Below are 13,277 nucleotides of genomic sequence, written 5' to 3' on the forward strand. Positions count from 1 at the left end.
TGCCGACGCCTCCTCTTTCTCCGGGTGGCGGCGGCGTTAAACGGAATATATCGTCCGCATAAGCAAGGGCTCACTGCTGGAGGAAACATGGGCGTGGCGCCCGGCTTCACCCGACGCACGATCACCACAAACGGCACCGAACTCAGCGTCCTGCACGGAGGCCACGGCGAGCCGCTCGTGCTCCTGCACGGTTGGCCGCAGACCGGCGACTGCTGGCTGCCGATCCTGCCCGCGCTCACCGAGGCGGGCTATGCCGTCGTCGTTCCCGACCTGCGTGGTCTCGGCCGCTCAGCGCCGGCCGAGACCGGCTTCGCCAAGGACGACCAGGCCGAAGACGTCCGCGGACTGCTGCGTACCCTCGGATTGGGGCCTGCCGCGCACGTGGCAGGGCACGACGTCGGCGGCATGGTCGCGTTCGCCTGGGCACGCCGACACCCCGATGAGGTACGCAGCCTCACCCTCATGGAACTCGCCGTGCCCGGCCTCGGGCTGGAGCGGGCAATGGACGTCGCCCACGGCGGCCGCTGGCACTTCGGTTTGTTCATGACCCCGCAGGTGCCCGAGTTGCTGCTCGACGGGCACGAGGACGATTTCTTCGACCTCTGGTACGCCCAGCTCGCCGGTGACACCAACCCTCTGGCGGCGCACGAGGTGAGCCGCTACGCCGAGGCGTATCGCGGGAGAGAACGACTGCGGTCGAGCTTCGGCCACTACCGCACGCTGCTCGACGACGGGCGGGCAAATGCGGCCTGGGTCGCCGCCGGCAACCGGCTCACCATGCCGGTCCTGACGGTCGGCGGGGATCAGGCAGTGGGCGACCGGCTCGCCGCCAGCCTGCGCGCCGTGGCACCGCACGCCGACGCGGCGGTCATCGCCGGCAGCGGCCACTTCCTGGCCGAGGAACAACCGGCGCGACTGGCCGGGCGTCTGCTCGCCTTCCTGGCGCAACAATGACAGCCCTGACGCGGCAGTGAGGGCCGGCGGCCTGGCCGCAAGCCAGCCGACGGCTAAGCGCGGACAGCCCTGAGGAACAGGTCGATCTGGCGGCCCGCGACCTCGGGCCAGTCGCCCGCGAAAGGCATCGGCACTGCGATCAGAGAGCCGAAGATGATGACATCGCGGGCCGTCAGATCGGGCCGTAGCGTTCCGTCCGCCGCGCCGAGTTCGACAATCCGACCGACGCCCTCCCACACGAGCCGGTCGAGGCGTCGATACTCGGGATCGGTCGTGATCGGGGCGCCGTGATGCGGCAGGAAGAGCTCGGAACCGTGCCGTACCGTGCCGATCAGGAACTCCCGCACGGCCTCGATGCCCGGAAGCCCGCGCGTGAGCACCTCGTCGAGCATTGTCAGCACCATGCCGATGGAACGGACCTCCAGGGCTACCAGCAGGGCGTCGCGGTCGCGAAAATGACGGTAGAGCGTCCCGACGCCCACGCCGGCCTCCTGCGCGACGGCCGCCATCGGAGCGGTGCTGTCACGCTGCAACGTCCGCAACGCCGCCGCCAGGATCTTCTCCCTGTTGGCGAGGCCGTCGCTGCGGGGAGCGCGACTCACCGTTGGTCCCCGGGACGCGCTGCGGTCATGACCCGAATACTAGGTTCCTCCTCGCCATCGCCCCGGCCGCGAGCCCTCGCACCGGGCCAGCTCCGCCGGTAGGCGCGTCGCACCGCACGCCCCAGGGCGGGCTATGGCCGTTCCATGACGAATGTGTGGCCTGCCCTCGGAGACTGGCGTCAGTCGATGGTCCCGCGCCTCGGCGGGGAGCCCGGCTTCTCCACGATTCGACCCAGCATCTCTTTCTACTGTCGGGCCGGCCCCCTCACCGGCGAAATGGCACGGGCGGGATATCGACGCCGGCCAGCCCGTCGTCCACTGACCGGGGACGCCGCCCGACCTCGCCAACCACCCCTAGGAGGAATCTTGAGACGACTAGTCGCCGCAGCGGCGGCCGCTGCCGTGGTCTTGGGCGGCCTGCAGGCGCCCGCGAGCGCCAGCACCCCGACGCTCTTCGGATCGTCGGTGCACCAGCCGTCCGGGCAGACGTTCAACCAGGCGCTTGCGGCGGCGGACGCCCGCTACGGCACGCTGCCGATCCTGCGGGTCTTCTACCCGGGTGCCCCCGGCGCGTGGACCGACGCCAAGCTCAACACTCCGGGACGCTCGACGGTGGTGTCCTTCAAGTACGACGCCGACGTCATCCTGACCGGCTCGGCGGACGACTACCTGCGCACCTGGTTCGCCAACGCGCCGCAGGACCGGGACATCTACTGGACCTACTTCCACGAGCCGGAGGACGACATCCGCGACGGCGCGTTCACGGCCGCCGCGTACCGGGCGGCGTGGCAGCGCATCGCCGGCCTTGCCGACCAGGCGAACAACTCGCGCCTGTACGCCACCACCATCCTGATGGACTGGACGCTCGACCCGAAGAGCGGGCGGAACTGGCGCGACTACTACCCGGGTGCGGCGTACGTCGACGTCATGGCCTGGGATGTCTACGGCTTCGACGTGACGAAGTCCGAGACCATGGCGGCGCACAACGCGCTGCGCCCGGGTCTTGAGGCGGCCCGGTCGGAGGGCAAGCCGTACGCGGTGGCGGAGCTGGGCGTGGACGACCACGCGAACCGGCCGGCGATGCTGCGCGAGATCGCCAGGTGGATGCGCAACACTGCTGACGCCCGGTTCGTCACCTACTTCGACGCGACCGGCTGGCCGCAGTACGACCTGATCGGCGACTCCGGCAGCATCCAGGCGTGGCGGGATGCGGTGAGCGGTTCACTGTTCGCCGGCCCGCCGGCCATGACCACCTCCGCGGGTCCCGCGGCTCCCACGTCGACGTCGATCCAGTGGTCGACCCGGGTCGATCCGGGACAGGCCACCGGCTGGGTCTCCTGTGCGTCCTGGCTGGCCGCCGGCGGGGATTTCCTGGAGGGGCCGCGCCGGTCGGTGTCCGGAAACCCGGAGACCGTCACCTGCGACCGGGCCGGGTTGGCGCCGAATACCGCCTACCAGGGCCGCCTCAAGTGGTGGAGCGCCCAGACCGGTGGCACCCTGACCGCCACCAGCAACATCGTCACCCAGGTCACGGCCGCGGCATAAGGGCACTTCGGCCGGCGACGACCGCTGGCTGAGGTCGACATCCACCCACTCACACCGGCGTCGGTCGCCTCCCCCCAGGCGGCCGACGCCGGCCTCTCTGTGCCGGGAGGACAACGCGCGACGTATCTGGTCCGGGCAAGCGAAAGTCGGTCGCACAGTGGACACTGAGGCGCCTGCGAAGGAGGGCTGCACGTCTTACTGATGATCCGGTACGGGGGTAACGGATGAGAATCAAGGTGTTCACCATGCTCGGGCCGGTCGAGGCCCATGCCGGAGACAACGGCGTGGCGCTCGGCGGTGCCCGTAACCAGTCGATCCTGGCAGCTCTGCTCCTGGACACTGGTCGAGTTGTGTCGATCCGCCGGTTGATCGACGCCGCCTGGGGAGACGACCCGCCAAGCAGCGCGCGTGCCCAGGTGCAGAACCGGGTGGGCGTCCTGCGTCGTCTCCTACGATGCGAACACGCAGATAGCGAGCTGATCGCCACCCGGGGTTCGGGATACCAGCTCAACCTCGACGGCTGGCAGCTCGATCTGCGCCAGTTCGACGAGGCTGTCGATCGCGCGGACGCCCTGGCGGACGGTGGCGACCTGGCCGGCGCCCGCGCGGCTCTCGGCGCGGCGTTGCGGCTGTGGCGTGGCCCCGCCCTCGACGGGCTGTCCACTCCGCTGCTGCAAACCGCCGCCGCGCAGATGGAGGAGCGTCGGCTGAGCGCGTTGGAACGCCGCATCCAGCTCGACCTCGCGCTGGGCCGGCACGGGGAACTGGTGCCCGAGCTGACAAACCTCACCGGCGAACATCCGTACCGGGAGGGCCTGCACGCGCTGCTCACGTTGGCCCTCTACCGGTCCGGGCGGCGGGCCGAGGCGCTGAGCGCCCACCAGCGCGTCCGCCGGCTGCTGGCCGAACAGGTCGGCGTCGAGCCCGGTGAGCTGCTTCGTACGCTGCACGGGGCGATGCTGCGCGGCGACGAGTCGCTGGCCTGGCGACCACCAGTGGATGAGACCGTGGCGCGGTCGGTCGCCGTGCCCCACGAGCTTCCGGCGGACGTCGCCATGTTCACCGGCCAACGGCAGGCGCTTGCCGAGTTGGACCTGCTGCTCCCGGAGGTCGGCGCGCCGGCGTCGGCCGCGGCGATCGCGGGCTCGGCCGGGGTCGGCAAGACGGCGCTGGCGGTGCACTGGGCGCACCAGGTGTCGCACCGGTTCCCCGACGGGCAACTGTTCATCAACCTGCACGGCTATGCCCCGGAGCCGCCGCTGCGCCCGGTCGAGGCGCTGGGGGTGCTGCTGCGCTCGCTCGGGGTCCGTCCGGAAGAGGTGCCGATCGACGTCGCCGGCGCTTCGGCGATGTACCGGTCGCTGACGGCTGGCAAACGCATGCTGGTGGTGCTCGACAACGCGCGCTCGGCGGAGGACGTACGGCCCCTGCTGCCCGGGGGTCCGGGCTGCCTGGTGCTCATCACCAGCCGGGACCGACTCGCCGGGCTCGCCGCCCGCGAGGGTGTCCGCCGCCTCACGCTGGGCGTGCTCACCCCCGATGACGCCGGCACACTGCTGGCCAGGCTGCTCGGCGAGGAGCGCGCCCGCGCGGAGCCGGAAACGGTCGGCGAGCTGGCGAGCCTCTGCGCGTACCTGCCCCTGGCATTGCGCATCGCGGTCGCCAGCCTCGCGCACCGGCCGTACCGACGCGTCGCCGATCTCGTGGCCGAGTTGCGCACCGAGGACCGGCTCGCCGCGCTCGCCGCCGATGACGACGACGAAGCGGCCATCCAGGTGGCGTTCGACCTGTCGTACGAGACGGTGCCGCCGGCCGCCCAGCGGCTGTTCCGGCTGTTGGGCCTCGCGCCCGGGGAAGACTTCTCGACGGCGACCGCCGCCGCGTTGAGCGGGATCACGCTCACCGAGGCGGAGCAGTTGCTCGGACGGCTCGCCGCCGCGCATCTCATCGAGGAGCACGCCCCGGACCGGTTCGCCTTCCACGACCTGCTGCACCGGTACGCCCACGACCGGGCGATACGGCAGCACAGCGCCCACGAACGTCGGGCAGCCCTCAGGCGGTTCTACGGCTCCTGCCTCGCCGAACTCGACTATCCAACGGGTGAGCGGGATGGGCGGCCCGCCCGGCACCAGCGGCTGCTTGTGTGCGGCGCATCCGGCGCGGCGTGTCGGCGATAGCGTGGAGCCGCAGCCCAGAGAGGAGGTCGGGTGCGGTTCGCGCTGGACGCACTGCTCGTCGACGTGCCGGCGGAGCAGGTCGACGAGGCCCGTGCCTTCTACCGGTCGAGGCGGGCGGGCCACGGCCCCCGCTCGCCTGAGGAGCTGAAGGAGGTCCGGGCGCGGAGGTCCGCTCCTCGTGCCGCCGATCCACCCGCCGTCGCAGAGACGATCGACGCCGCCGGTGCGCGCGTACCCGTCAGGATCCTGACCCCTGTCGACGGCCCGCCGCAGGGCGTCTACCTGGACATCCACGGCGGCGGCTTCTACCTGGACTCCGCCGCGCACCGGGACGAACGCAACCGGGCGCTTGCCGATGCCCTGCGCCTGGCCGTTGTCAGCGTCGACTACCGGCTGGCGCCCGAGCATCCCTGGCCGGCCGCACCCGACGACTGCGAGGCGGCGGCGCTCTGGCTCGTCGAGGAGGCCGAGGCCCGCTTCGGCACCTCCCGACTCGCGATCGGCGGCAGCTCCGCCGGAGCGACGCTCGCCCTGGCGACAGTGCTCCGGCTGAGAGACAGGGGCGTCGTCGACTGCTTCACCGGCGCCGCGCTCCAGTTCGGCACCTACGACCTGAGCGCGCGGACCCCGGCCGGTCGCCGTATCGCCGACGAGTACTTCATCCAGGCGTACGTCGGCCACGTCGAGGACCGCACCGATCCCGACATCTCCCCCGTCTACGCCGACCTTCGCGAACTGCCCCCGACGTTGCTGGTCATCGGGAGCGCAGACGTGTTACTGGAGGACAACCTGACGATGGCTGGCCGGTTGTCGGCGGCCGGCAACGACGTCGAGGTCCGGATCTACCCCGAGTCACCGCACGGCTTCACAGGCCACCCCACGGCAATCGCCGGTACGGCGCTCAACGATGTCAACTCCTGGCTACGCGACCGGATCACGCAGTCGCAGCCAGTGCCGAGGGTGTCCGGCGGCCGACGATCGCCGGTGCCTCGTGGACCAGTTCGTCGTTCGTCAGCGCCTCCACCATGAACAGGGCGAAATCCACCCGGCGCGTGATGTTGCTCTTGAGCACGGGATCCCCGACGTGCCGGCTCCAGACGGGCAGGCCCTGGCTGTCGCCCTCCTCGAGGTCGCTGCCGCGCACGACCGTCCACCGGGTGTCGCTGGCGAAGATCTGCCGGCACGCCTTCACCTGGTCGCGGATATCGGCGAAGCGGGCCAGCCGCGCGAGCACCCCGAAAACTGCGACGAACGCCCTGAGCGTCCACGGGTAGACGTCCTGGCCGTCGCGCGTGATGTGCCAGCCGCACGAGAAGATCAGGCGTGCTCCCGGGTCGGCGTGGTCCAGGACCGCCCGCGCCGTGCCCGTCGAGTAGCCGTGCACACCCCAGGGGACCAGGACGGTGAGCACACCGTCGCAGCCGGCGACCGCCCGCTCGATGACGGCACGATCGTTCGTCGGCCCCGCGACGACTGTGACTCGGCCCTTGAACTCGTCCAGCTTGTCCACGCTGCCCGCACGGCACACGCCGACGACCTCGTAGCCCTTGTCCAGCGCGTGCCGGACCATGTACCTGCCAAGTTTTCCTGACGCTCCGACGATGCAGACCTTCGACCTGCCACGACTGCTCATGATCGTCCTCTCGTTGCCATGTCGGCCCCGATTCGCCTACTCGTCGGGGTATTGAAAGACCTCGTCCAGTGGCACGCCGAACGCCCGGGCGATCTGGAACGCCATCTCCAGCGACGGCGAGTACCGCCCCTGCTCGATGGCGATGACCGTCTGCCGGGTGACACCGACGCGCTCGGCCAGGTCGGCCTGCGTCATCTCGTCGTTGGCGAACCGAAGAGCGCGGATCCGGTTGGTGACGCGGGTCGGTTTAACCATTGAAGACACCGTGGTACGCGCGGATCCTCGCGATGGCCCCCCACGTCGCTCCGATGGCGCCGATCACGAACAGGGCGTTGCCGATCCAGAAGTGATCCACCTCGAACATCACCAGCGCCAGGACGACAGCGCCGCCGAAGGCGGTGATGGCCTGCGCCAGGCGGTCGCCGTAGCGGTCGATCTGCTTGTCTCGTACGTCCCCTTTGGACTCCACGTCCCGGTTGGCGACGGCTGCCGCGATCGAGACGAGGATGGTCCCCACGATGGTGCCGACGATCGTCGCGCCGATCGTCCACAGCATCGGCCCCACCCAGGAGACCTCCGCGGCGGGCCGGTCGCCCAGCCGGGGCAGGACCACGCCAAGGTACGCGATGGATGCCCCAGGCATGACGATGGCCGAAACCCATGCGTTCCGCTGCCCGAACGTCATGGCGACTCGGTCTTCTCGGTTGGCGTCGCGGATCATCACCCACTCCCCCCGTGTCAAGAATTGTTTACATGGCCCAATGTAAAACATCTCTTACATCACGTCAATCATCCTCGACACGGAGCCCGCAGCGGCACGCGCCGGGAGTTCGCCGGCTGACCCGCCGCCGAGGACGCGCCGCGACCGCCGCTGACCCTCGTCCATCGAGGCGAGCGGCGGTCCGGCATCTCACGTCCACGTGACTGGTCGGGGTAGCGCGAACCTGGCCGGAAACCGGTGCCTGCTCGTCGCTCCGGTGCCATATGCTGCGCGCGTCGGCACGGGGGCCACGGGGAGATTTCACATGCGACGGCATTTCACGGCAGCGCTCGCGGCTGCGTTAATCACTGTGGGGTTGGCGGGCTGCGGCACGCCGGCCGGCACGGACGGCGACCTGGCCGACGACTGGCGACCGATGGCCCAGGCCAAGCAGTTCTCGCCGCAGGCCGGCGAGTGCCATGTCATCCCCGAGCCGAGCGCATATCTGAGCAGCTACGCCCCTGTGGACTGCGCGAAGACGCACCTGGTGGAGACGTTCCACGTCGGCACCTTCACGGGCGACCTGGCCGAGCGGAGCGCCCCGCCGACGGTGGAGTCGGCGGCCATGCGCCCGATCTTCACCGACTGCGACACCCGCGCCAAGGAATTCGTCGGCGGTGAGTGGCGCAGCGCCCGGCTCTCCGTGCAGGTCGCTCCGACGTCACCGGCCGGCTGGGCGGGCGGCAGCCGGTGGTACCGGTGCGACATCTTCGAACTTGACGAGGTGGACGGCGCGAACGGCGACACCGACCGGGCCATCCACCGGGCCGGCACGCTGCGCAACGCTGTGGGCAGCCGCTCCCCGCTGACGTACGGCTGCATGAACGAGGACGAGTGGGGCCGGCTGCGACCGGCTGGCTGCACCACCGCGCACCAGTACGAGTACGTCGGCATCTGGACCGCCCCGGACCGCTCCTACCAGGACGCCGTCCGCGACGAGGCAGCCATCCATCCCGCCTGCCGCACCATGGTCGCCCGTTACGCCAAGGTTCCCAACGACGCCAACCTGCGCTACCGCACCGGAACGGCGTACCGCCTCCCCTCCCCCAATCTGTGGGCGCGCGGCGACCGGGGTGTGCGCTGCTACTTCTGGTCCGGCGGCGAAACGGTCAAGCGGTCGATCGCCAACGGCGGCCCGGCGGCATTGCCGATCCGCTGAAGTCGTGGCCGCGCCGACAGGCGACCGGAGGGGACGGCTCAGATCGGCCCGAGCAGCGCGGTCAACGCGGCGTCGCCCTGCCCGAGCCGTGACCCACCGCCGAGCGGCGTGACGAGGACCCGCCGGCAGCCGTCGAGTTCGACGTACGACTCCGCTCCGCTGCCGTCCAACTGTCGGAGCACAGCGAAACGGGACGCCGGAGTGCCGCAGGGCTTCGCCGGCCGGGTCGTGGCAAGCGCCCGCAGGATGTTCGCCTGCCGATCGGGCGGCAGCGCCCCGCCGTACGCGAAGTCACCGGCTGGCTTGCTGCCGCCCCGCTCGTGGGCGGGCACCAGGTAGACGCAGAGCCGCAGCGGCCCGGCGTCCGGGACGGCGCCCGGCGCGGGCGGTTCGGGGCGGCCGTCGGCCCCCTCCGCCCAGACCATGTCCGACCACTGTTGCTCGCAGCCTGCGGCCTCGGCCGCCGGAGATACGACCTGCCCGACGGTACGTGTGGCGACAGTGGTCAGGCGCAACCCGTCCAACGCCGCACGCACCTCCGGACGGGGCTTGGTGCACCCGTCCACAGGCAGGTGTGGCCGCAGCCAACGCCCCTGCTGGTCGAGCAGCGCCACCCAGGGCGGGATGACCAGGTCGAGGGTGCAGGCGACCTCCTCGTCGCCGCGCTGGTCAGGTAGGCGCAGCGCGGCGAGCAGGGAGTCGATGTCGTCGGCGCGTCGTTCGGTGGCCACCTGCTCCGTGCCGCCGGCGGGGCCGGGCCGGATCTGCTGTCCGCAGAGCACAGCGGTGACCGGCGTGAACGCGGGGTCGATGCGCCCGGCCGCTGGCTCGTCCGGCACCGGGGACGCCGATCCGCCCGGCGGGGGCGGGGCGGGCAGCACGGCGCCGGCGTGCGGTGCGTCCTCGGCACAGGACGTCCACTTGTCGACGATCTGGGCGGGGCCGGGAGTATCCACTCCGTCCGGCCCGGTGTCGGTGCCTGCACAACCGCTCAGCACCGCGCCGAGCAGCGCCGCCGCCACTATCGTTGCCCGCGAGCGCATCCCGCCCACCACCCCTCTGTCACCAACTCTGACGGGCGGTGACGGCGCCGGGTTCCCACTGGAACAGGTAGTGCGTCGGAGCGACAGACCCGCCTCGGCCTGCGGTCTTCGCCATCCGCACGGCGACCGCTGGGATCAACGGCCGATAGCGCAGAGCAACGCTGTAATGACACCATGCGGACGGTGGGTGAACACTCACCGTCCGCATGCTATTCTCCGATGTCGATCTCCGCCGTGCGGACCCGCACCGGGTCGTTGTCGGAAGGGACACCCCCCGATGCCGGCGTTAACCGCCCCCACTGTGCCGCCCCCCTCGCTGGACAACCCGGCAGGTGGCGCGTTCGGCCTCATCTTCACCACGTTGCCCGCGCTGCTGCGGCTGACGTGCGGGCTCGTCGGTGCGGCCGTGGCGCTGTCGGTGCGTACCCCACCGGTCGAGCCGGCGGTGCTGTGGCCCGGCGTGGCCGTGTTGACCGGCTGGTCACTCTTCTACGGCATTCGCGCGCTGCGCCACGGCATCACCCGGGTGTTGGCCGTCGGCGACATCGTGGTCACCGTTGCGGCGTGCCTGCTCATCCCCCAGATGGTGGCGCCTGAGGTGCTGCCCGGCGAGGGCAGCTGGATCGCCGTGCTGGCCAGCACCACGGTTATCAACGCGCAGGCCACGGCTCCCGCCCGCTGGTCGGTGCCGGGAGGGCTGCTGGTCACCGCCGCGTACGTCGTGGGCGCACAGGCCGCCGGCAACGTCACCGAGGCGCGGGCGCACGCCGCGACGCTGCTTGTGCAGACGGGCGTCACGGCGTTGGTGACCGGGGTGATGCGCCGCCGGATCGGTCGGGCGGACCTGGCGTTCGCCGAGCACCAGCGGCTGACCCGGGAGTCTATGGTCGCGCGGGCCGCACGGGAGGCGGAACGCCAGCAGAACCGCGATCTGCACGACACCGTGCTGGGCACGCTGACGATGGTGGGGCTCGGCGCGGTGGCTGGCCCGTCCGTTGCGTTCCGCGATCGGTGCGCCACCGACCTGCGTACCCTCGTGGCGTTGACCGACAGCGGCCCGACGCCCGGCGACGGCCCGGTGTCCCTGGACGGTCGGCTGCGGACGGTGTCCGACCGGCTGCCCCAGCTGCGGGTGCACATGGACCTGGCGGCGTGCGCGGTGCCCGCCGGGGTGGCCGACGCGATCACCGAGAGCGCCTACGCGGCATTGTCCAACGTGGACCGGCATGCTCCCGGCGCGCGGGCCGTGCTGCGGCTGACCCGCGACGCGATGGCCGTCGTGGCCGAGATCGTCGACGACGGCCCGGGCTTCGACCCGGCCACCGTCCCACCGCACAGGTACGGGCTGCGCGAGTCGATCCACGGCCGGATGGCAGCGGTCGGCGGGCGGGCCGACGTGCGGTCAGCGCCCGGCGCGGGCACCCGGATCCGACTGGAGTGGCCACGTGTCGGCTGACCTCGACGTGCCAGCGGGCCACACCGTCACCCGCGGGGCAGCGACTCCGCAGCAACAGTCGGACGCGACGCCGGAGCCCGGCGAGGGGGTGCACGCCGCACCGGCTGCGGTGGCGCGGGCCTCCGATCGCGGAGCCCGGATCGTCGTCGTCGGCATCGCGTGGGTGTGGCACGTGACGATCGGCCTCCCCGCGGTTCTCGGCGTACGCACGGAGTTCGCCGAGCCGGCTGTCGTGCTCGGCTGTTGGGCGCTGGTCGCCGTGGCGGGCGTGGTCGCCGGCGTTTTCCTGCTGCGCGGCACACCGCTGCCGCCGTGGCCGCTGGCAGTGCTGCTGCTCGCCGCCGACGCGGCGGTCTTCGCGGCGGTCGGTGATCGGCACCTGTTCGGCGCGGCCAACTGGGTGTGGAGCACGCTCGGCTGGTTCTTCGTGCTCATGCTGTGGGGCCGCCGGGTCGTCGGGCTTGTCGTGCTGCTGACCACGCACACGGTGATCGCGTTGGTCGCCGTACTCACCCACGGCCCCGACGCCGCCGCCCTGGCCCGCTTCACGATGTACGTCTACGGCACCTTCTCCCTGCAACTGGCCGTCTTCGTGGGCGGCATGACGATCGTCGGGCTGGCCCGGGACCGGGCGGCCACGGCCGCCGCGTTGCACGCGATGGCCGCCGAGCGGGCTGCCGCCGAGCGGGGCCTGCGGGAGCGCCGCGACCGGCTCGCCCTGGCCGGCAGCGCGGCCGGCCGGGTGCTCGGTGAGCTGGCCTACGGTGCGGCCGACCCGGACGACCCGGAGGTGCAGCGGCGCTGCGTACTTGCCGCAGCCCGGTTACGCCGCATGATCGCGGAGTCCGACGACGTACCCGATCCGCTGCTGCACGAGTTGCGGGCCGCCGCCGACCTGGCCGAACGCAACGGACTGCCGATCGACCTGGTCACCATCGGCAATCCACCGCCGTTGCCCGTCGAGATCCGCCGTCAGCTGGCAGACCCGCTCGCCGCGCATCTCGCCGACGCACGGGGTTGGGCACGACTGACCGTCGTCTCCGGCCCCGACGAGGTGGTGGTCAGCCTTGTCACGCCCGACCGGGAGGGGCCGGAGGCGACCGGCCCACCACCTGGGGAGTACGACCACGGGCCGGTACAGCACCTCTACGAACGGGACGGGGACATCAGATGGGCGCAGACCCGGTGGCGGAAGTGACCGGCGATCGGGCGGTCGGGGTGGCGATCGTCGATGACCACCCGGTGGTCGTCGACGGGGTTCGCGCCTGGATGGCCACCGAGCCCCGGCTGACAGTGCTTGCCACCGGCGACGATCCGGACGAGGTGCTGCGGGCGGCGCCGGACGCCGACGTCGTCCTGCTCGACCTGCGGCTGCACGGCCGGATGGCGCTTGACAAGCTGGCCGAGTTGAGTGCCACCGGGCGACGGGTGGTGGTCTATTCGGAGCACACCGATCCGCAGACGATGCTCGCCGCGCTGGACGCCGGGGCGGTGGCGTTCCTGGCCAAGCACGAGGGCCGGGAGCACTGCGTGGCGACGGTGTTGGCGGCGGCGAGCGACCGCCCGTACGTGCCACCGGCGTTGGCCGGCGCGATGGTCGGTGATCCGCGGCCGGACCGGCCGATGCTGTCCGACAAGGAGCGTGAGGCGCTGCTGCTCTGGTTCCAGTCGATGTCCAAGGCGTCGGTGGCCCGCCGGATGCAGATCAGCGAACACACGGTGAAGCAATACGTGGACCGGGCACGCATCAAGTACACCCGTGCGGGGCGGCCGGCCGCCACAAAGGCCGCATTGCTCGCCCGTGCGATCGAGGACGGGCTAGTCCGCCCGGAGGAGATCGGCATCTACCGGTCACAGGCGACGTACGACCGGCCGACCCCCTAACGACCGTCATGACAGCGACCCCCGGATCCGCGAGGCTCGTACGCACAGCCAGCTGACCGGAAGG

13 protein-coding genes are annotated in these 13,277 nt (G+C 71.4%); 8 read left to right on the forward strand and 5 right to left on the reverse strand.

Going from position 1 to position 13,277, the window contains the following annotated elements; genetic code table 11:
- Window positions 1-87: 87 nt before the first annotated feature.
- Window positions 88-954, forward strand: coding sequence for an alpha/beta fold hydrolase (locus ADK66_RS06805; RefSeq protein ID WP_082377271.1), 867 nt, complete (start codon window positions 88-90; stop codon window positions 952-954).
- 53 nt (window positions 955-1,007) lie between these two features.
- Here the strand turns inward: ADK66_RS06805 and ADK66_RS06810 are convergent, their stop codons facing one another.
- Window positions 1,008-1,556, reverse strand: a complete 549-nt coding sequence (locus tag ADK66_RS06810; RefSeq protein ID WP_053653034.1) for a TetR/AcrR family transcriptional regulator — start codon at window positions 1,554-1,556, stop codon at window positions 1,008-1,010.
- 366 nt (window positions 1,557-1,922) lie between these two features.
- On the opposite strand from ADK66_RS06810, the gene ADK66_RS06815 reads away from it, so the two are divergent.
- From ADK66_RS06815 to ADK66_RS06825, 3 genes are all read left to right on the forward strand, one after another.
- Complete coding sequence (locus ADK66_RS06815; RefSeq protein ID WP_157552303.1) at window positions 1,923-3,101, forward strand: hypothetical protein; 1,179 nt, start codon at window positions 1,923-1,925, stop codon at window positions 3,099-3,101.
- A 224-nt stretch (window positions 3,102-3,325) separates the two neighbouring features.
- On the forward strand, window positions 3,326-5,278 hold the full coding sequence (locus ADK66_RS06820; RefSeq protein WP_231639938.1) for an AfsR/SARP family transcriptional regulator: 1,953 nt from the start codon (window positions 3,326-3,328) through the stop codon (window positions 5,276-5,278).
- 30 nt (window positions 5,279-5,308) lie between these two features.
- A complete protein-coding gene (locus tag ADK66_RS06825) occupies window positions 5,309-6,307 on the forward strand; it encodes an alpha/beta hydrolase (protein WP_082377273.1) in 999 nt (332 codons plus the stop codon).
- Here ADK66_RS06825 and ADK66_RS30605 read toward each other — a convergent pair.
- Genes ADK66_RS30605 through ADK66_RS06845 form a run of 3 tightly spaced genes read right to left on the reverse strand, consistent with a single transcriptional unit; the run spans window position 6,213 to window position 7,632 of the window.
- Window positions 6,213-6,911, reverse strand: a complete 699-nt coding sequence (locus ADK66_RS30605; protein WP_082377274.1) for an NAD(P)-dependent oxidoreductase — start codon at window positions 6,909-6,911, stop codon at window positions 6,213-6,215. The genes ADK66_RS06825 and ADK66_RS30605 overlap by 95 nt on opposite strands.
- Before the next feature lie 36 nt (window positions 6,912-6,947).
- Window positions 6,948-7,166: a helix-turn-helix transcriptional regulator gene (locus ADK66_RS06840; RefSeq protein WP_053653038.1), complete on the reverse strand. Its 219-nt coding sequence runs from the start codon at window positions 7,164-7,166 to the stop codon at window positions 6,948-6,950.
- Window positions 7,159-7,632: a hypothetical protein gene (locus ADK66_RS06845; protein ID WP_053653039.1), complete on the reverse strand. Its 474-nt coding sequence runs from the start codon at window positions 7,630-7,632 to the stop codon at window positions 7,159-7,161. Before ADK66_RS06845 ends, ADK66_RS06840 begins: the two co-directional genes overlap by 8 nt.
- Window positions 7,633-7,936: 304 nt before the next feature.
- Between ADK66_RS06845 and ADK66_RS06850 the strand changes: the two genes are divergently transcribed.
- A complete protein-coding gene (locus ADK66_RS06850) occupies window positions 7,937-8,830 on the forward strand; it encodes a septum formation family protein (RefSeq protein WP_053653040.1) in 894 nt (297 codons plus the stop codon).
- A 38-nt stretch (window positions 8,831-8,868) separates the two neighbouring features.
- Here the strand turns inward: ADK66_RS06850 and ADK66_RS06855 are convergent, their stop codons facing one another.
- A complete protein-coding gene (locus tag ADK66_RS06855; RefSeq protein WP_157552305.1) occupies window positions 8,869-9,873 on the reverse strand; it encodes a hypothetical protein in 1,005 nt (334 codons plus the stop codon).
- Window positions 9,874-10,150: 277 nt separating this feature from the next.
- Between ADK66_RS06855 and ADK66_RS06860 the strand changes: the two genes are divergently transcribed.
- The 3 genes from ADK66_RS06860 (at window position 10,151) to ADK66_RS06870 (ending at window position 13,213) form a co-directional block, all read left to right on the forward strand.
- Window positions 10,151-11,329 carry a sensor histidine kinase gene (locus ADK66_RS06860; RefSeq protein WP_053653042.1) on the forward strand — a complete coding sequence of 393 codons (1,179 nt, stop codon included), beginning with the start codon at window positions 10,151-10,153 and terminating at the stop codon, window positions 11,327-11,329.
- 88 nt (window positions 11,330-11,417) lie between these two features.
- The gene (locus ADK66_RS06865) at window positions 11,418-12,527 is read left to right on the forward strand and encodes a hypothetical protein (protein ID WP_231639949.1); all 1,110 of its coding nucleotides are present in this window, start codon (window positions 11,418-11,420) and stop codon (window positions 12,525-12,527) included.
- Window positions 12,500-13,213 carry a response regulator transcription factor gene (locus ADK66_RS06870; protein WP_053653044.1) on the forward strand — a complete coding sequence of 238 codons (714 nt, stop codon included), beginning with the start codon at window positions 12,500-12,502 and terminating at the stop codon, window positions 13,211-13,213. The genes ADK66_RS06865 and ADK66_RS06870 overlap by 28 nt, the downstream gene beginning before the upstream one ends.
- The last annotated feature ends 64 nt before the right edge of the window (window positions 13,214-13,277 follow it).

Origin of the sequence: Micromonospora sp. NRRL B-16802, assembly GCF_001279555.1 — a bacterium.
Taxonomy (GTDB): Bacteria; Actinomycetota; Actinomycetes; order Mycobacteriales; family Micromonosporaceae; genus Micromonospora; species Micromonospora profundi.

Excerpts from the sequence above, each read along its gene's own strand:
- ADK66_RS06805 (WP_082377271.1), top strand. The coding sequence starts at position 88 with ATGGGCGTGGCGCCCGGCTTCACCCGACGCACGATCACCACAAACGGC.
- ADK66_RS06820 (WP_231639938.1), top strand. The coding sequence starts at position 3,326 with ATGAGAATCAAGGTGTTCACCATGCTCGGGCCGGTCGAGGCCCATGCC.
- ADK66_RS30605 (WP_082377274.1), bottom strand. The coding sequence starts at position 6,911 with ATGAGCAGTCGTGGCAGGTCGAAGGTCTGCATCGTCGGAGCGTCAGGA.
- ADK66_RS06840 (WP_053653038.1), bottom strand. The coding sequence starts at position 7,166 with ATGGTTAAACCGACCCGCGTCACCAACCGGATCCGCGCTCTTCGGTTC.
- ADK66_RS06845 (WP_053653039.1), bottom strand. The coding sequence starts at position 7,632 with ATGATCCGCGACGCCAACCGAGAAGACCGAGTCGCCATGACGTTCGGG.
- ADK66_RS06850 (WP_053653040.1), top strand. The coding sequence starts at position 7,937 with ATGCGACGGCATTTCACGGCAGCGCTCGCGGCTGCGTTAATCACTGTG.
- ADK66_RS06855 (WP_157552305.1), bottom strand. The coding sequence starts at position 9,873 with ATGCGCTCGCGGGCAACGATAGTGGCGGCGGCGCTGCTCGGCGCGGTG.
- ADK66_RS06860 (WP_053653042.1), top strand. The coding sequence starts at position 10,151 with ATGCCGGCGTTAACCGCCCCCACTGTGCCGCCCCCCTCGCTGGACAAC.
- ADK66_RS06870 (WP_053653044.1), top strand. The coding sequence starts at position 12,500 with ATGGGCGCAGACCCGGTGGCGGAAGTGACCGGCGATCGGGCGGTCGGG.